Origin of the sequence: Thermofilum pendens Hrk 5, from assembly GCF_000015225.1 — an archaeon.
Lineage (GTDB): Archaea > Thermoproteota > Thermoprotei > Thermofilales > Thermofilaceae > Thermofilum > Thermofilum pendens.
Genome location: NC_008698.1, coordinates 438,900 through 454,592, shown reverse-complemented (window position 1 = coordinate 454,592; position 15,693 = coordinate 438,900). Strand labels below are relative to the sequence as shown.

General features: G+C 52.9%; 18 protein-coding genes. 12 read left to right on the top strand and 6 right to left on the bottom strand.

Annotation, left to right across the window (positions count from 1 at the left end):
- Nucleotides 1-1,806, top strand: coding sequence for a translation initiation factor IF-2 (gene infB, locus TPEN_RS02585; protein ID WP_011752171.1), 1,806 nt, complete (start codon nucleotides 1-3; stop codon nucleotides 1,804-1,806).
- Between the two features lie 84 nt (nucleotides 1,807-1,890).
- On the opposite strand, the gene TPEN_RS02580 is transcribed toward infB, so the two are convergent.
- From TPEN_RS02580 to TPEN_RS02560, 5 genes are all read right to left on the bottom strand, one after another.
- The gene (locus TPEN_RS02580; RefSeq protein ID WP_011752170.1) at nucleotides 1,891-4,110 is read right to left on the bottom strand and encodes a DEAD/DEAH box helicase; all 2,220 of its coding nucleotides are present in this window, start codon (nucleotides 4,108-4,110) and stop codon (nucleotides 1,891-1,893) included.
- Between the two features lie 63 nt (nucleotides 4,111-4,173).
- Nucleotides 4,174-6,255, bottom strand: coding sequence for a minichromosome maintenance protein MCM (gene mcm / locus TPEN_RS02575; RefSeq protein ID WP_011752169.1), 2,082 nt, complete (start codon nucleotides 6,253-6,255; stop codon nucleotides 4,174-4,176).
- A gap of 3 nt (nucleotides 6,256-6,258) precedes the next feature.
- Entirely contained in the window at nucleotides 6,259-6,807 is a 549-nt protein-coding gene (locus TPEN_RS02570; protein WP_011752168.1) for a DNA replication complex GINS family protein, read from the bottom strand.
- A gap of 106 nt (nucleotides 6,808-6,913) precedes the next feature.
- Nucleotides 6,914-7,147, bottom strand: a complete 234-nt coding sequence (locus TPEN_RS02565) for a 30S ribosomal protein S28e (protein WP_011752167.1) — start codon at nucleotides 7,145-7,147, stop codon at nucleotides 6,914-6,916.
- 68 nt (nucleotides 7,148-7,215) lie between these two features.
- A complete protein-coding gene (locus tag TPEN_RS02560; RefSeq protein ID WP_011752166.1) occupies nucleotides 7,216-8,385 on the bottom strand; it encodes a PUA domain-containing protein in 1,170 nt (389 codons plus the stop codon).
- 148 nt (nucleotides 8,386-8,533) lie between these two features.
- On the opposite strand from TPEN_RS02560, the gene rpl7ae reads away from it, so the two are divergent.
- Together rpl7ae and rsmA are read left to right on the top strand one after the other, a co-directional pair.
- On the top strand, nucleotides 8,534-8,923 hold the full coding sequence (rpl7ae, locus tag TPEN_RS02555) for a 50S ribosomal protein L7Ae (protein ID WP_011752165.1): 390 nt from the start codon (nucleotides 8,534-8,536) through the stop codon (nucleotides 8,921-8,923).
- Between the two features lie 68 nt (nucleotides 8,924-8,991).
- Nucleotides 8,992-9,804 (top strand): 16S rRNA (adenine(1518)-N(6)/adenine(1519)-N(6))-dimethyltransferase RsmA, encoded by an 813-nt coding sequence (rsmA, locus tag TPEN_RS02550; protein ID WP_011752164.1) that lies wholly within the window; start codon nucleotides 8,992-8,994, stop codon nucleotides 9,802-9,804.
- 52 nt (nucleotides 9,805-9,856) lie between these two features.
- Here the strand turns inward: rsmA and TPEN_RS02545 are convergent, their stop codons facing one another.
- Nucleotides 9,857-10,132, bottom strand: coding sequence for a 50S ribosomal protein L37ae (locus TPEN_RS02545; RefSeq protein WP_011752163.1), 276 nt, complete (start codon nucleotides 10,130-10,132; stop codon nucleotides 9,857-9,859).
- Between the two features lie 774 nt (nucleotides 10,133-10,906).
- Here TPEN_RS02545 and TPEN_RS02540 point away from each other — a divergent pair.
- From TPEN_RS02540 to TPEN_RS02505, 9 genes are all read left to right on the top strand, one after another.
- Nucleotides 10,907-11,362: a 50S ribosomal protein L22 gene (locus tag TPEN_RS02540; protein WP_052885053.1), complete on the top strand. Its 456-nt coding sequence runs from the start codon at nucleotides 10,907-10,909 to the stop codon at nucleotides 11,360-11,362.
- An 8-nt stretch (nucleotides 11,363-11,370) separates the two neighbouring features.
- Nucleotides 11,371-11,979, top strand: coding sequence for a 30S ribosomal protein S3 (locus TPEN_RS02535; protein ID WP_052885052.1), 609 nt, complete (start codon nucleotides 11,371-11,373; stop codon nucleotides 11,977-11,979).
- 5 nt (nucleotides 11,980-11,984) lie between these two features.
- Nucleotides 11,985-12,230 (top strand): 50S ribosomal protein L29, encoded by a 246-nt coding sequence (gene rpmC, locus TPEN_RS02530; protein WP_052885378.1) that lies wholly within the window; start codon nucleotides 11,985-11,987, stop codon nucleotides 12,228-12,230.
- A 47-nt stretch (nucleotides 12,231-12,277) separates the two neighbouring features.
- On the top strand, nucleotides 12,278-12,562 hold the full coding sequence (locus tag TPEN_RS02525) for a ribonuclease P protein component 1 (protein ID WP_011752159.1): 285 nt from the start codon (nucleotides 12,278-12,280) through the stop codon (nucleotides 12,560-12,562).
- 117 nt (nucleotides 12,563-12,679) lie between these two features.
- Nucleotides 12,680-12,862 (top strand): hypothetical protein, encoded by a 183-nt coding sequence (locus TPEN_RS10150; RefSeq protein ID WP_342610099.1) that lies wholly within the window; start codon nucleotides 12,680-12,682, stop codon nucleotides 12,860-12,862.
- A 92-nt stretch (nucleotides 12,863-12,954) separates the two neighbouring features.
- Nucleotides 12,955-14,055 (top strand): hypothetical protein, encoded by a 1,101-nt coding sequence (locus TPEN_RS02520; RefSeq protein WP_052885051.1) that lies wholly within the window; start codon nucleotides 12,955-12,957, stop codon nucleotides 14,053-14,055.
- 117 nt (nucleotides 14,056-14,172) lie between these two features.
- On the top strand, nucleotides 14,173-14,508 hold the full coding sequence (locus TPEN_RS02515; RefSeq protein WP_011752158.1) for a 30S ribosomal protein S17: 336 nt from the start codon (nucleotides 14,173-14,175) through the stop codon (nucleotides 14,506-14,508).
- A gap of 5 nt (nucleotides 14,509-14,513) precedes the next feature.
- Nucleotides 14,514-14,939, top strand: a complete 426-nt coding sequence (rpl14p, locus tag TPEN_RS02510; RefSeq protein ID WP_011752157.1) for a 50S ribosomal protein L14 — start codon at nucleotides 14,514-14,516, stop codon at nucleotides 14,937-14,939.
- Between the two features lie 19 nt (nucleotides 14,940-14,958).
- Entirely contained in the window at nucleotides 14,959-15,645 is a 687-nt protein-coding gene (locus TPEN_RS02505) for an NERD domain-containing protein (RefSeq protein WP_011752156.1), read from the top strand.
- The last annotated feature ends 48 nt before the right edge of the window (nucleotides 15,646-15,693 follow it).

Below are 15,693 nucleotides of genomic sequence, written 5' to 3'. Positions count from 1 at the left end.
ATGAGCAATGACCAGGGCTCTCAATTTCTTAGGGCTCCAATAGTCGTTGTTCTGGGGCACGTTGATGCAGGCAAGACTACGTTGCTGGACAAGATCAGGGGGACGGCTGTAGCTAAGCGAGAACCCGGTACGATGACGCAGCATATCGGCGCTTCTTTTCTCCCCTGGAAGGCCCTAGAAGCCGTATGCGGCAGTCTTGTCTCGCAGATAAGAGCCGAGGTTGTGATTCCAGGCTTCCTGGTTATCGATACGCCTGGCCACGAAGCTTTCTCCAATCTGAGGAGGCGCGGAGGGAGCATAGCGGACATAGCGATACTGGTAGTAGATGTTTTGAGGGGTCTTGAGCAACAAACCTTCGAGTCTATAGATATCCTGAGAGAGAGGAAGGTTCCGTTCATTGTAGCGGTGAATAAGATCGATAAGATCCCCGGGTGGAAGAGTTTTCCGAATACCCCGTTTGTAGAGTCGGTGAAAAGGCAGAGTGAAGCCGCTCAGCTAAAACTGGAGGAGCTTTTAAGCTATATAATCCAGCAGTTCGCGTCGCTGGGCTTTAGGAGCGACAGGTACGACAGAATACGGGACTTTACCAGGGTACTCGCCTTGGTCCCTGTAAGCGCGGTAACAGGGGAAGGTATACCGGACCTGTTGCTCGTATTGGCCGGGCTTGCTCAGCGATACCTGAAGGGCAGGCTTCTCGCGAGCATTGCTCCGGGAAAAGGGGTTATTTTGGAGCTTAAGGAGGAGGCTGGGCTGGGAATGACCGCCACGCTGATTCTCTACGATGGGGTTATTCGAAGAGGCGACATCGTGGTAACCGGTGGGATTGAGGGGGCTTTTTCTACAAGGGTTCGCGCACTACTTATGCCAAAACCTCTCGACGAGATGAGGTCTCCGGAGGACAGATTCCTCGAAGTGGAAAGGATAGTAGCTGCCGCGGGCGTGAAGCTGGTAGCCGAGGGGTTGGAAAAGGCTGTGCCCGGCGCGCCGCTCTTCGTCGCGGTAAGCGAGGAAGAAGTGGGTCGTCTAAAGCAACTAGTAGAGGAGGAGATCTCCGGCGTGAAGTTCGAGAGGGACGTTGTGGGCGTTGTTGTCAAGGCGGATACTCTCGGAACGCTAGAGGCGCTCGTAGGTTACCTGAAGAAACAGGGGATACCGATACGCGTGGCAGATATAGGACCGGTCGTTAAAAGGGACGTCGTTCAGGCGAGCATGGTTAAAGAGAAGGATCCGCTTTACGCGGCTATACTAGCCTTCAACGTGAAGATTCTACCAGAGGCGCAGGATGAAGCAGCCCGCCATGGTATCCCGGTGTTCCAGGAGAGAATCATGTACAAGCTAGTTGAAAACTACCAGAAATGGTTGCAGGAAACTAGAGACGCTGAAGTGAGGAAGGCGTTCGAAAAGATAACCCCGCCTGCCGTGGTACAGATCCTGCCGGGGTACGTCTTCCGCAGGCGTGACCCGATAATCGTGGGTGTAAGGGTTGTCTGCGGCAGGATACGCAGTGGGGTACCGCTGATAACGAAGGACGGTAGGGAGATAGGAGAGATCATGCAGATAAAAGAACACGACAAAGTGCTGGACGTGGTGAGCGAGGGGGCCGAGGTAGCTATTTCGATTAGGAGCAAGGCTATAGTAGGGCGGCAGGTAAAGGAAGGAGACTACTTATACTCCAACCTTTCGATCGAGGAGATAAACCGTCTTCTGGAGAAGTACGAAAAGTACCTGGCAGAGAACGAGAAAAGCTACTTAAGGAAGCTCATGAGGTTCAAAATGGGTTTAAGCAAGGAGATAGAATACCCTTAAGGCATGCGCGGAGGTGATGAGATGCGCCTCCTGAGCTTTACGCGATGAAGACCAGGAGTACCACTGACCTAGCGAGACGAGTGGCTACAGGTACGAGTCTAGGTTGAGCTGACCCTCTTCCACCGGCCCGTAATCTTCTTCATTTTCCTCCTCTTTCTCTCCCACCGCGCCTAGTTGCCGCTTTATGGAGCGCGCGAGGTTGGGTCCTATCCCCGGGATCCTCGTAAGGTCGCGCTCATCGGCGAGTATAAGGTCTACGAGGGACTTGTAGCCGTGCTCGTATAGCCTCCTGGCTCTCACGCGTCCAATACCTCTCAGCGAGACGAGCTCCAGTAGTTCTTCCTTCACTCCGTGAGCGATCCTCTTGCTTAGGACCCCAAGCCTGGAGGAGTGCTCCTTATGGCCCGTTACGTCGGCTATCTGCGAGAGAGAATACGCTATCCACTCGGCGGTCTGCGTCATGGAGTATATGTCGCCCGGGCCCACGTCGTACTTTTCAACGATAACATCTTCTGGAACCTCGTTGATCCAGTCGCTGAGAAGGAGGGCTGTTTTGAGGTACGACAGGAAGAATTCGTACTCTATCTCGTCTTCCGGGACCTGGTAAGGTATCTCGTTTTTCCTGTTTTCTAGCTCCGTCTCTAAAAATTCGTAGTCGCTCCTTCTAACGCTGAGCGTAACCATGTCTGGCGTCTTCGAAACCAGGAAGAGGTACGCTAGCTCCGAGGAGGCGGGCGTTGAGTTAAAGAACCTTAACCCTTCCAGCGCCGTTTCAGGGTCTATGTAGAGTTCAGCCACACGGCGTCCAAGGAACGTCGGCTTCAAAGCTTCCCCGTTAAGTTCCACCAATCCTCCCTCCACGAGCCTTCGCAAAACTTTTCTCGAAAGAGTACTAAGGCTGAAGGTACCGAACTTTAAAGCGAAGAACGTTCTCTCCAGGAACCTGTCCAGATCCTCCGTAGTTTTAATCCTGCTTTCAGTCGAGATTACAGCTAGAACCTGCGCTCTGAGGACAGGCTCGGAGCCTAGTTGGGACTGAAGGGTCTCGGGTGCAGAGTAGACGTACCTTTTGAAAAGGAACTCCACCTCTTCCATGTTACGCGCTATTAAAATGGCTTCGCCCTCCCTGTCGTACTGAGGCCTCCCGGCGCGCCCAGCCATCTGTTTGTACTCCATGACCGGGATGCTTTCGTGGTAGCCCAGCTCTACGTTATACCTGCGGTAATCCGTTATGATTACTCGCCTTGCCGGTAGATTCACTCCTGCAGCTAGAGTGGGTGTAGCGACAACAGTCTTCAGGAAGCCTTCCCGGAAAAGCTGTTCAACAGTCTCCCTGGCATCTCCGGAGAGTCCCGCATGGTGAAATGCGACTCCATGAAGCATGAGCTCTGCCAGCTCGTTCGTTAATTTGTCGGCGTGGGACGAGAGCACCTTGCGCGCTGCCTCTTTTAAGTGTCGCCTCTCCGAGTCTCGAAGGAACTTCCGTGTATATACGGACAGCTTTTTGGCGTCGCTGCTGGCGGCTCTCCGCGTAGGCGAAAATACTAGGGCTTGCCCTTCCTCTCTTAACACGTCGTGAACAAGGTTCGCGAGAGCCGAGCCCACGTCCTCGACGCTCCTCGACGCTCCATCAGCGTAGAATATTGTTCCATCGTAGTATACTCCTTCCCTTAGGAGGACTGGGCGCCACTCCACGCTCACGGGTGTAGCGTTCAGCCATCTTGCCACCTCCTCAAGGTTCCCTATAGTCGCACTCAGGCCCAGGATCTGCGGAGGATCCTCGCTCAGAAGTATACGCGTAAGCAGGACTTCGAGCGTCGCCCCACGTTTCTCCGAGCCAAGCAGGTGAACCTCGTCTGCTATCACTAAAGTTACGTCGGGAAACCAGGGCGCGCTATGGCGCAGGAGGCTGTCAGCCTTCTCGTTCGTAGTCACTATCACGTCGTATTTACCCAGCGAGGGGTCTGCCGTGTCGTAGTCTCCTGTGCTTAGAACAGACCTATAGCCAAACTCCCCGAAGAACTCTTTGAACTCTTTGAACTTCTCCGAGGCGAGAGCCCTTAAGGGTGCAAGGTAGAGCACCTTTCCTCCGTTTAAAAGGTGTTTAAGTGCGGCGAGCTCTGCCACCAGGGTCTTCCCTGAAGCTGTGGGAGCGCTTAGAACGATGTTTTTCCCGTCTAGGACACCTTTCTCAACCGCTGCTACCTGTGTTGGGTAGAGTGTCTTTATGTTGAAGCGCTCCTCTATCTTACGGACAACCTCATCGGGGAAGTACCTTGACAGCACAGCTCTCGTTGGCTTCATGCGTCGCGCCGCGCGTTAGAGAAGGATTGCATCAATAAATCCTTGCTTTTCTCTGCGCACGCGCTAGAGAGAAACAACGCTAATGCGCCCCGGTGACGGCTGCATCAATTCTCCCTGTTCAAGCAACTTCTCTATAGCTTTCCTAGCGAAGTTCCTGTCAATGCCGTTTTTCTCCAACTCGGAGTACAGGTCCTCCTCCTTTATAGGCTCGCCGTTGTTTTGTCTAACGAGGTTTTTAACCGTGTCCAGCACGGCGATCAGCTTCTCGCGCTGAGACTTAGGCTGCCCAGTCATTATAGTATCGATATCGATGGTCATTGTTTGCGTGTCTATGCCGACGTTTCTCAGGAAGTATTCCATAAGGCTAATAGCGACTTCCGCGTCACGAGCAGTAACCACGTCGCGGAGATGCATGCGAGCGTGAGCCTCCGAGAGCCTGATAAGAGCTTCCAGTTGCCTTGGCGTTATAGCTATCGGAGAGCTGGCGTCTTCGCTCTTTTTACGCATGTTGACATAGTATTCTACTATCTTGCTCTTGGCTTCTGGGGAGAGCCTCGGGCGCACGTGGCGTCTGGCGTACGCGATGTACTTTTTGAGCGTCTGCGCGTCGAGAACTTTCTCCAAAGATACGGGGTAAGTTTCCCCGTGAAAGTCGACAACGTACTGTGCGAGTTCCCGGTCTCTTTCAGCGTTGGGGGTATCTCTAACCACGAATATTAGGTCGAACCTTGAAAGTATCGTGACGGGTAGATCTATGTTCTCTGAAATATTCCTGCCAGGGAGATAGCGGCCGAATGCTGGGTTGGCTGCTGCCAGGATGGATGCCCTAGCGTTGAGTGTTGCTACGATCCCAGCTTTAGCTATGCTCACGGTTTGTTGCTCCATGGCTTCGTGGATACTTACCCTATCCTTCGCCTCCATCTTGTCGAACTCATCTATGCATGCTACGCCTCCATCCGCTAGAACAAGGGCTCCCGCCTCCAAGTAGAATTCCCCGCTGTTCTTCTCCTTTACTACGGCGGCTGTGAGTCCTGCGGCAGAAGCGCCTTTACCAGAGGTATAGAGTCCTCTCGGAGCGATAGACGCCACGTACCTTAGGAGCTGGCTCTTTGCAGTTCCGGGATCACCGATCAACAGTATGTGAATATCTCCGCGCACTCTTATGCCGTCAGGGTGAATCTTTGGAACTCCTCCAAATAGGAGTAGCGCTATAGCAGTTTTTATCTCTTTGTACCCGTATATCGAGGGCGCTATGGAGTTTATTATTATCTCCTCTAGATCTTCCCTCCTACTTAGCTCCAGTATTTTCTTCTCGTCCTCCGGAGTTATCTCCACGTCCAGGTTTTCCTTCGCGGAGACCTCAACGTAGTTCGCTTCGAGGTACGCGTGAAATATTGGTGGAGCATTCTTTACCAGCTTCTTGTCCTCTTCCATCCTGAGGAACCCGACCACTGTTGCCCTATCGCCAGGCCTAACTACATCCACCAAGTCCTCTCTCACGAGAACCTCTATCGACCTGGGTAGCTGTCCCGGAGGCAACTCTTCGGGTTTCTCCTGTAGCACGAACTTCTGTAGGTCTACGAACTTGCTCTTCTCGGGTAGCAACACGAAGCCTGCCGACTTGACCCCGTTCTCGGAGCAGACAGGACACGTGGTAGGCTTTGTTAACCCCTCGGGACCCTGAGGAACCGTCAGCTCTGTGCCGCAGGTTTTACACTTGAAGACTCCTTCCACGAGCTCCTGCTTTACCGGCGATATTTTGGTCACAATACCCTCTACTGCTACTAGGCGTCCCAGATGCCTAGCCCTTATGTTCCTTATCTTCAAGTGGACGATTTCGGGTGGTCTACGTATACGTGCATGCACGTAGCCAACTTCCTTGGCGTAGTCCGGGTTTTCTATCTTGAGAACCTCCATTATAGCCTTGGACGCCGCGTCCAGGAAATCGTGCGGGCGCTCCAGCAGTATGTCTGCCAGCTCCTTGTCAAATAACAAAAGATCATCGAAGTCTATTACGAGCGAAATGCTCCTCTCAATGCTCATCCTGCGGATAGCATCCCTGTACTTCTCGCGGCCGTCTACCGTGAACCTCTTCAGGAACTCTGTTATCCGCTCTGTGAGGGGTATAGCCTGCGTTACAACCATTTTCTACTCACCCATTACGAACTTTCTCATTGATGCCGTCCACTCGTTTAGCAGGTTGCACAGTGAGACGTAGAGTATCTGCTCTTCTCTAGTCATGTTTGCTATGTGATCCCTGCTCACCTCCGGGCTAAGAACAGCTAGGATAGCGATTTTGCGCATCCTGCTTCTCACGAGGTCTGTGAACAGCGTTTTCAACTCTTCGAGTTCCTTCTCGGCATTTCTGTCTCCGGCGTTCTTCCGCCTCTCCAGAGCCCGGACGTAAAGCCTAAACTTCAAGTAAAAGCTATCATCGAGACGTTCGAGCTTCTCATTTTTCCCCTCTGCCCAGAGCTGCTTCTTGAGTTCAGCCTTCTTAACCAGGTCTTCCTCTACGTACTCAGCTACCTCACTTTCTACAAGCTCTTCCGCCAGGAAGAGGGGTAGCTTAGCCTTTGTGCCCTGCCTCAGCCTAACTTCGAGACCTCCTGGTAACCTTACGGTTTTGTCTTTCAGTGCTTTCACCGCAATTTCCACGTCGTAATATAAGAGTGTGCGCGCCAATACCTCTATCATCAAAACTGGAGAGCCAGCTTTACCTCTAAAGCTTTCTACAAGTTTACAGCGAAAGTAAACTCGAGTTATAAACGTATATAGAACGTAATACGGTCCTTGAAAACCGTCACCTAGTTGCGATTTTCCTAGCCTCGCGCTCAGTCTCCCTAAGCATAACTATGTCTCCTACTCTGACGGGTCCACGTACGTTCCTGGTGAGGATCCGCCCCTTATCCCTCCCCTCCAGTACGCGTACACGTACCTGGGTTACCTCTCCCGTAATCCCCGTCCTACCTATTATCTGTACCACCTCTGCTGGCACGGCATCGCTGAATTTATCGGCAGGCGCCTGAGAGCTCATAGACATCTCCTGCAAGGCATAAAACTCTCGCTCTTTTAAAACTTTTCTTTCGAGCGCGTGTCTATATGCTAACGTTTTTCGAAGAGTGCTATGAAGAACCCCGGGGTGTCGTGTTCGTGAGGCACGAACTGTAGGGAACCCGTGCCCAGTAAGCCGCTCTTTACGGGGGGAAAGCTCAGGGGTAAAGGCTTTAGTCCTAGATACGAAGCCGCGAATATGACGTTGAACTCGTTTTCGTAAGGCGATATAGTGCACGTAGTGAATAGCAAGCGCCCACCCCTACGCAGAACTTTGGCGGCCTCTCTGAGGAACTGTCTCTGGTAATCTGATAGCTTCAACACGTCGTCAAAGCCTCTCTCGTACCACAGCTTCGGGCGAACTCCGAGCGCCGTGCAGGGAGGATCAATTATAACTGCATCTACGCTATCCTTGTCCAAGTACTCCGATATGTAACGGCTATCGTAAACAAGCCCTTTCACGGACTTAAGCCCCAGCCTTCTCGCATGCTCCATTATCGTATCAACCTTCGACTTCGTCCTGTCAACAGCGATAACCTCCCCGTGGTCGCCCATCAGTTGTGCCGCATGCGTAGTCTTCCCACCTGGAGCGGCACACATATCAAGCACCGTCCAGCCGGGCTGAGGGTCTAGCAGGCGTACAGCCACCATAGAGGGTAAAGATTGATGGTAGATTAGCCCCTCGTCAAAGTACCTAGTCTCGCGGAGCGATACAGCCCTATAAACAGACCTCACAACCCTTACGGCGAGCCCTTTGCGTTCCGAGAACACCCTGGAAGGATCCATAGACAAAACTCCCTCTGCAACTACACGTCCTCCAGGGGCAATCACGGATACAAGGTCCCCCTCCCTCGCGTTCTCTACTTTCGTGACTCCGGGTGCGAATACGTTGGCACCCACGTACACGCTTTCCGCCGTCTTTTTATCGACATAGACCTTTCCAGGTAGCAGTCTGACCTCGAAAGGCCCCTCTACTGGCACGTAGAAAGCCTCCGGTAAACGATCATGCCTGTATACCTTCAACCCCTCTTCGCGGAGCTCTTCGAGAAGGTCCTCCGGACGTACCTTCAGCGTGTTAACTCTGAAGAAATACCTGGATCCCGGAGTCTCCAAGCTCCTAAAGAGATCCTCGATGTAGCCTAGGCTGAAAAAACGCGCAAGGTACTCCACGAAGTCAACCCTGTAACCATACCTAGACGCTACTGCACCAACGCTAGACACCCACACACCCCGACTTCATCGAAAACCGTTAAGAAGCTTTGCTTCGCGCGTTGCCCGTTTCGAGACGCGTGTCGAGCTCTCGAAAAACAAAAAAGTTTAAATATGCAGTAGCAGTGCGAATGCATGATGAGCGAGAGGTGAGCGAAAAATGTCCAAGAAACCGTTTTACGTTAGGTTTGATGTCCCACCGGAACTGGCGGAAAAAGCCTACCAAGCTCTCAGCCTGGCAAGGGAGAAAGGCGGTAAGATAAAGAAGGGAACAAACGAGACCACTAAAGCTGTCGAGCGTGGACTTGCAAAGCTAGTTCTCATAGCCACTGATGTAGATCCTCCAGAGGTGGTGGCACACTTGCCGTTGCTCTGCGAGGAAAAGAAGGTTCCGTACGTCTACGTTCCGAGCAAAGAGCGCCTTGGAAAAGCCGCCGGTATAAACGTCGCAGCGGCTGCTGCCGCGATACTTGAACCAGGAGAGGCGGCTAGCCTCGTCGATGAAATAATCAAGGAAGTAAACAATCTGAAGATAAAGTCGGGATCTTAAAGCAAACCTCTGCAAGTGCGTGCTCTTTAAATAGTTGTATTTCTCACTAAGGATACCCGAGGCTCCCAGTGTTATCGGCGTACGTGAGGGAGGCTCTCAGGAGCATAAGGTATAAGCGTAGATTGGGGCAACACTTCCTGGTAGATGACACCGTTGCTTCGCGTATCGCGTCCTTTGTAAACGGCGAAGATGTGTACGAAGTTGGATGCGGGTTGGGGAGCCTCACTCTACCCTTGTCGGAAAGGTCTGCATATGTTTTCTGTTGCGAAAAGGATGAAGCGCTGGCCCTCTTCCTTTCTAGAGAGCTCTACAGGCGGGGTATAGGTAACGTAGACATAATGGTTGGCGATGCGCTACGCATAGACTTGTCGCGCTCGAGTCACCTCGTAGTCTCGAACACTCCGTTCAATATCTCCTCCCAGCTCGTAGTGAAGCTTTGCTACGACGAGGGGCTCCTTAAAGCATACCTTGGCTTACAGAGAGAGGTTGCTGAAAGGTTGTACGCAAAGCCCGGCACGAGAGAGTACGGAAGGCTCAGCGTGATAAGCCAGCTTTGCTTCAGCATCGAGCGTTTATTCGACGTTCCCCCCAACGCGTTCCTTCCACCGCCGAAGGTTTTCACCTCCTTCGTAAGACTAGTTCCACTCCGAAGACTCGGCGCCGAGGATGTACGGCTTGTCGAGGAGTTTAGCAGGAGAATATTTCCGTACATAAACAGAGTCGTTACCACTGCTCTGCGCATAGGGCTGGGGGTAAACCGTGAAGTGGCCGAGGATCTAGTAAGGGAGTCGAACGTATTGGGCTCCAGGAGGGTACGAGAAATAAACCCAGAGGAAGTGCTTGCACTTGCGCGGCAAGCACGTGCGAAGGGTCTCCTCTGAACGTATGGTTGCCGTGTTTGCGCACAACGAGCTTGGCGAGTTTTGTACTAGCTTACGCAAGACCCATGCTCTTCAGCTCTTCAGGCGAGAAGGTTCTACCAGCCTCTGTCCGCGGTAGCCACGCTCCTCCTGCAAACTTGTAGCCACACTTCCTGCAAACCCATATGCCGATACTCTCTCTTTTTACAGTCCCGACAGCCTGGCACCTAGGACACTTATGGCGAGCTTTCATCTTCCTCTCAATCGCGGCTACTTTCTTCCTAAGTGTAGCCCCATACCTGGCTCCAAACCTTCCTGCAGGTCCAACGACGCGCGTATGGCGCCCCATGAAGCGTCCCCAGCATCCCCTCTACTTGTTAAATATAAACCTAGCGCTACTATGAGGAGGGGGGCGGGGCGCCTTTTTCCTGGCGGTTTTCCGCTTTATCTGTCTGGGTTTCCCAGCTCGCGCGAGAGAGAAGGAAGCGCGGTAATGGAGCATCTTTCAACCAGAAGGCTCTGCTTTCAACGCCCGCGTCGCGGTTGAGCGTACATGGGAATACGTGAGGTTCGTGTCGCGTGACGCTAGGTGTGACAAGGTCAGTTACATCTTATATGTTGCCTACGGCGGGCCGAGTAAGGAGGGTAAGGAACCCGGGCAGAAGGTGGCCTACCGGTGGCTTAGCTTCTATGCGTCGGTTGTTGGTGTGTTGTTGAACCTTCGTGCTTATGGGATATAGTCCACGCCTACATCTACGCTAGGATACCAGCTGATAGCGCGCCCTCAGGCTGGTACGAGAAGGCGGTCGAGGAGGGGTAGACTGTGAAGGTTGTCAGGTCAGGCAGTACGCTTTACTACCAGGTTCCCAGGACTCTCTTTTCGAGCACACAGCGGAGGATGCGACGCTCTGGGAGGCGCTATACCGCTTCGTCCTCGCAAAGGCGCAGGCTAAGCCCGTTGCGCGTAGGCTTGTTGAAGAACTGCTAAGAATTAAACAAGCTGGGACAAAGCAAGAATAAAAGGGGTAAGGCAAACAGGGGAGCGGCGCCGACCTCTTCCTCGAGCGCGAAGTATCAAAAAGGTTTTTATTTAGGAATTGGAGAGCCAAGTCGGTAGCTGGGTATGCCGACTTGGCGGTATTCAGTGGAGTTAGAGCCCGAGAGGACAGCCAAAGCCTCTCTACGGGATGTTAGCATGTCGTATAAGCTCACAGTAGAAACATTGAGGCTTATTAAGGGGAAGAGCATCGAGGAGGCTAGGAGAATACTTACCGAGATCGCCGAGATGAAAAGGTCTGTGCCCCTTAAGAGGTACAATAAAAAGGTTGGGCATCGAAGCGACGTTCCGGGACCAGGCAGGTACCCGGTCAAGGTTGCAAAGAACTTGTTAAAACTTCTAGACAACCTGGAAAATAACGCTGAGTTTAAGGGACTTAACGTGGAGAATCTCCGCATAGTGCATGCCGCGGCGCATAAAGGGATGAAGATAAGGAATTACCTCCCAAGAGCCTTTGGAAGGGCCACGCCGTACTACGACCAGCTAGTTCACGTTGAAATAATAGCTAGGGAGGTAGAATAGGTGGGAGGATGTCGACGACGGCGAGGAAGGTAATCAGCCAGGGTCTCCAGTACATGATGCTCAACGAGTACCTGCAACGACAACTTGTACGTGCAAACTACGTGCATGCACAGTTCTTCAAGACACCGATAGGAACGAAGGTGATAGTGTACGCTGGAGTACCGGGCCTCGTCATAGGCAGGAAGGGAGCTAACATAAAGGCTATAGCTGAAGTCCTAGAGAGGGAGTTCGGGATCGAGAACCCTCAGATAGACGTTGTCGAGGTGCCGAACCAGGATCTGAACGCGAAAATAATGGCTTACAGAGTGGCGAGAGCCCTGGTGAGAGGTGTAAGGTTCCGCAGAGCCGCCCTAGTTGCTCTAAACAGGATAATGGCTGCCGGCGCCCGAGGAGCAGAAATAGTGATAAGCGGTAAGCTAACAAGCCAGAGGCATCGCACCGAGAAATTCACTAGAGGTTACGTCCCCAAGTCCGGAGAACCCGGGGAAGAACTAGTGGACGAGGCAATTGTGCATGTACTACTCAAGCTGGGGATGTACGGCGTAAAGGTTAGGATAATGAAGCCTGCGAAAATGCCTGACACAATACTCATAAAGGGCGTGACACAGGTAGGGTGAAGCGTATGGCGAAACAAGCTGAAGAGCTCAGGAAGATGAGCAGGGAGGAGCGACAGAAAAGACTGCAGGAACTACGGGGAGAGCTGGCCAGGCTTAAGGCGCAAGCTCATCGAGGCTCGCTCGAAAACGTGGCATCGATACGCAAGATTAAACGCGAGATAGCCAGGATCCTTACAATTGAGAACGAGCTCCGAAGAAAAGCCCCTTCGGCAGAGCAACCTCCAGTTCAGGGCAGCGCATCCCAGCAGTAGTGGTTCTAAGGGAAAGCTTAAGCATTGGAAAGAATTCTTGACCGATTATGAAGATAACTCCGAAGAACATACTCCGGCACGAGCTTATAGGTCTTGAAGCCTGCGTCGTTAAGTCGAAAAACCCCAGTCAGGTAGGGATCTGCGGGCTCATACTGGATGAGACCTACAAGACGATAGTAATAGGAGTACCCGGAGGGCCCAAGAAGAGAATCTTTAAGGCTCAAGTAGTGCTCAGGATCAAGCTACCCGACGGCAAAGAACTACTCGTCGATGGAGCCTTCCTCGTTGGTAGACCCGAGGAGAGGCTTAAGAGACGTGTCATGCTGTGGTAGCGTGTGCCGCGCGCATCGCGCGCGAAGCGCTCACTACTCATGCTTCCCGCCACGCTGACCCCTGATAGCGCGTACGCGTAGGGCGCCCCGTCCACCGTTTAAGGACGGGTGGTAGGTATGAATGAAGTAGTAATGACGGGGAATGAAAGGGCTGTGGCGGGAGAGGCAGGGGCCGAGTTCGACGAGGAGTTCATTCGCGAGAAGATCAGGGAGCTTCTCAGGAAGGCGTTGTTTCCGCGCGACGGTTACAGGGGGTTCGAGGCTACGCATGAAGAAGTCACGCGGGAGCTGGCAACATAAAGGCCAATTATGCGCAATACGGCGAGGTCTACGTAGAGCTCGTCAGCAGAGAAGAGGTTCGCGTTGAGAAGGCTTTCAGGATCGCGCGGAGGGTGGCGAAGGAGGCTTTAGAACACTTCGAAGAACTGAAGATACGAAGGACGGGCAGGACGGCGTGGAAGGTTAAGATTCCAGGCACAAAGTGGAGGATATACATGCACTTAAAGCCAGGCGGGTACTGGAGCGTCGAAATCCGTTTATACCTCAAGGTCGCTAAGCTGAGACTTCCCGATGTCTTGGAGCTTTCCGAATTGCTGGTAGCAGCTCAAACGGGTTGGATATACGGCGACGCAACATACCGCGCAGACAAGAAAGAAGTCGAGATGACTACTACGCAGGTGTGGCAGGCCGTCTCCTTCCCCGGTTTCTGGCCGGAGAAGGAGGTGACAGTCTACATCGAAAGCGTAACGGTTCACGAGACTCACGTCAGCATAATGTGGGCTGTCAGAGTTAAGGGTGTCCGCAACGCGCCTCGATGGTGGAGTCTCCCCAAAAAGGAGAAACAGGGTATTATCTTGGCGGAGATCGAGGAGGCGAACGAAGGAAAAGTCGACATCGTCAGGGCGGTAAAGCTTGCACTACTATACGCCTCTGATGGTAAGTATCCAGGGTCAAACACGGCTAAACGTGTGCTGGAATTCGCAGTAGGCAGTAAGTCGTACCGGGTTAGGACGGAGCAGTCCCTCAGGTTAGCGCGGTTGCTTCTCGAAAGGACTCCGCAACTACTAGCCTTCCTGCGTGTCTCAGGGTGTAAAAAGGCGGAATTCCTGACGCGCTTAGCCCTTTCTCGCGCGCCACGCGCCTACCAACGTCTCGGCCTTTATGCACCGGTTGCCGGCGCGATGCTGAACCTCCCCTTGGTTACTGTCGGCGACGAGTACGCCTACATCTACGCTCGCATACCCGTTGATAACGCGCCTCAAGGCTGGTACGAGAGAGCAGTAGAGGAGGGGTGGACTGTGAATGTTGTCCGGTCAGGCGAGACGCCTTACTACGAGATCCCCCAGGACTCGCTTTTCGAGCACGCGAGCGAGGACCCGGAGCTTTGGGAGGCTCTCTATGCGTTCGCTAAGGCTAAGGCGGAGGTTAAGCCAGCCGCGAAGAAGCTAGTCGAAGAACTACTGAAGATACGCCCAGCTGGGGCACTAGAATAAGGGGTAAAACCACCAGAGAAAGGCGCCCCGGCCCCCTCCTCATTGAGTATCCGTAAGCTTTATAATAACCTGTTACGTATCTCGCACTCGCACGTCTCTCGTTGAGGGTGCACAGCAATGGCAAAGTTGAAGGGTGTGGGTATTCCCGGAGTAAGCCCTCCGCAAATGAAGTGTAACGACCCTCTGTGCCCGTGGCATGGGGAGTTGCCCGTGAGAGGACAAGTGCTGAGGCTACGCGTAGAGAAGGTTAAAATGCACAACGTGGCGGTGGCTGTACACGAGTATCTTTACTACAACGAGAAGTATAAAAGGTATGAAGTAAGGCGTAAAAAGAAGCATGTACGTGTGCCGCCCTGCATACCGGTGAAGCCCGGCGACGAGGTCATCGTCGCGGAGACACGCCCGTTGGCAAAGTCTGTCTCGTTCGTAGTTATAGGAAAGGTTGGCGGGTGATCTGAGTGGCTAAGAGAGGTCCGAAAACAGTTGGTGTTTCCTATAGGCTAGGCCTTACACCAGGAGTATTCATGGAGAGCCTAGTAAAGGTTGCCGATAACTCTGGTGCTACGCTGGCAAAAGTAATAGGAGTCCCGCACTACAAAGCCGTGTGGCGGCGCATACCTGGGGCGGCGGTAGGCGATATTGTTATAGTTTCCATTAGGGCGGGCAAACCGGAGCTTAGAAAGCAGGTTATGCGCGCAATAGTGATCAGGCAGAGAAGACCCTACCGGAGACCTGACGGGAGCTGGATTGCGTTCGAGGATAACGCCGTTGTGATAATAACGCCCGAGGGAGAGCCCAAAGGTACCGAGATTCGAGGGCCTCTAGCCAAGGAAGCCGCCGAGAGATGGCCAAAGCTCTCCGCGATGGCCTCCATAATAGTGTAGGATTCCAGCAGGGTCTAGTTTGATAAGCTTTAAGGTAGAGTTAGTCCTCAAGAAAGCCGCAGAACTTCTTTCCCGGGGTAAGGTAGCCAGCATCACCGAGATAGTGTCTGAAACTGGTCTTCCACAGGAGTTCGTCCAGCTGGTCCTAGAAAGCCTAGAAATACCCGTAGTCAACGGCTACATCGAAGAGTCTCTACCGGGGGTTCTCGTTAAGGCTTGGCTACACGGCTACGACGTTGTATCCTTGGCGTTAAGCTCCGGGTGGAGTAGCTTTGAGGAACTCTGCTGCTACCTAGCGGAAAGCTTCGGGCTTAGGACCAAGCGGAATCTCCGCTTTAAAAACTTAGGAAGAAGATTCGAGGTAGACCTTATAGCTGCGAGCGACAACCTCGTATTAGTTGTTGACTGTAAGAGGTGGCGAAGAGCCCCGCCGTCTTCTCTGAAAAAAGCCGCGAAAGCGCATCTTGAACGGTGCTTAGCGCTGGCTGACAAAATGAAGTCGGGAGCAGACATAGGAATACGGCTAGGTAAACAAGCTAAGCTCTACCCGTTGATAGTCAACCTCTACGACGTAGGTCCCCTAGTGGAGGAAGGTGTGCTCATACTAGGCCTGAAGGAGTTCAAAGAGATTCTTCAGTCCCTAGACCCTCTGCTCTTAGAGGAGATGGGAGCAAAGTCGATAACAGTCACGACACCGCATCTATGAACACGCGTTGTATAGGAGGTAGAGAGTAACGCCGTCGCAGATCAGTTT

What these genes read in the sequence shown, in the direction of transcription:
- infB (WP_011752171.1), top strand. Translation starts at nt 1, where the DNA reads ATGAGCAATGACCAGGGCTCTCAATTTCTTAGGGCTCCAATAGTCGTT.
- TPEN_RS02580 (WP_011752170.1), bottom strand. Translation starts at nt 4,110, where the DNA reads ATGAAGCCAACGAGAGCTGTGCTGTCAAGGTACTTCCCCGATGAGGTT.
- mcm (WP_011752169.1), bottom strand. Translation starts at nt 6,255, where the DNA reads ATGGTTGTAACGCAGGCTATACCCCTCACAGAGCGGATAACAGAGTTC.
- TPEN_RS02570 (WP_011752168.1), bottom strand. Translation starts at nt 6,807, where the DNA reads ATGATAGAGGTATTGGCGCGCACACTCTTATATTACGACGTGGAAATT.
- TPEN_RS02565 (WP_011752167.1), bottom strand. Translation starts at nt 7,147, where the DNA reads ATGAGCTCTCAGGCGCCTGCCGATAAATTCAGCGATGCCGTGCCAGCA.
- rpl7ae (WP_011752165.1), top strand. Translation starts at nt 8,534, where the DNA reads ATGTCCAAGAAACCGTTTTACGTTAGGTTTGATGTCCCACCGGAACTG.
- TPEN_RS02545 (WP_011752163.1), bottom strand. Translation starts at nt 10,132, where the DNA reads ATGGGGCGCCATACGCGCGTCGTTGGACCTGCAGGAAGGTTTGGAGCC.
- TPEN_RS02540 (WP_052885053.1), top strand. Translation starts at nt 10,907, where the DNA reads ATGCCGACTTGGCGGTATTCAGTGGAGTTAGAGCCCGAGAGGACAGCC.
- TPEN_RS02535 (WP_052885052.1), top strand. Translation starts at nt 11,371, where the DNA reads ATGTCGACGACGGCGAGGAAGGTAATCAGCCAGGGTCTCCAGTACATG.
- rpmC (WP_052885378.1), top strand. Translation starts at nt 11,985, where the DNA reads ATGGCGAAACAAGCTGAAGAGCTCAGGAAGATGAGCAGGGAGGAGCGA.
- TPEN_RS02525 (WP_011752159.1), top strand. Translation starts at nt 12,278, where the DNA reads ATGAAGATAACTCCGAAGAACATACTCCGGCACGAGCTTATAGGTCTT.
- TPEN_RS10150 (WP_342610099.1), top strand. Translation starts at nt 12,680, where the DNA reads ATGAATGAAGTAGTAATGACGGGGAATGAAAGGGCTGTGGCGGGAGAG.
- TPEN_RS02515 (WP_011752158.1), top strand. Translation starts at nt 14,173, where the DNA reads ATGGCAAAGTTGAAGGGTGTGGGTATTCCCGGAGTAAGCCCTCCGCAA.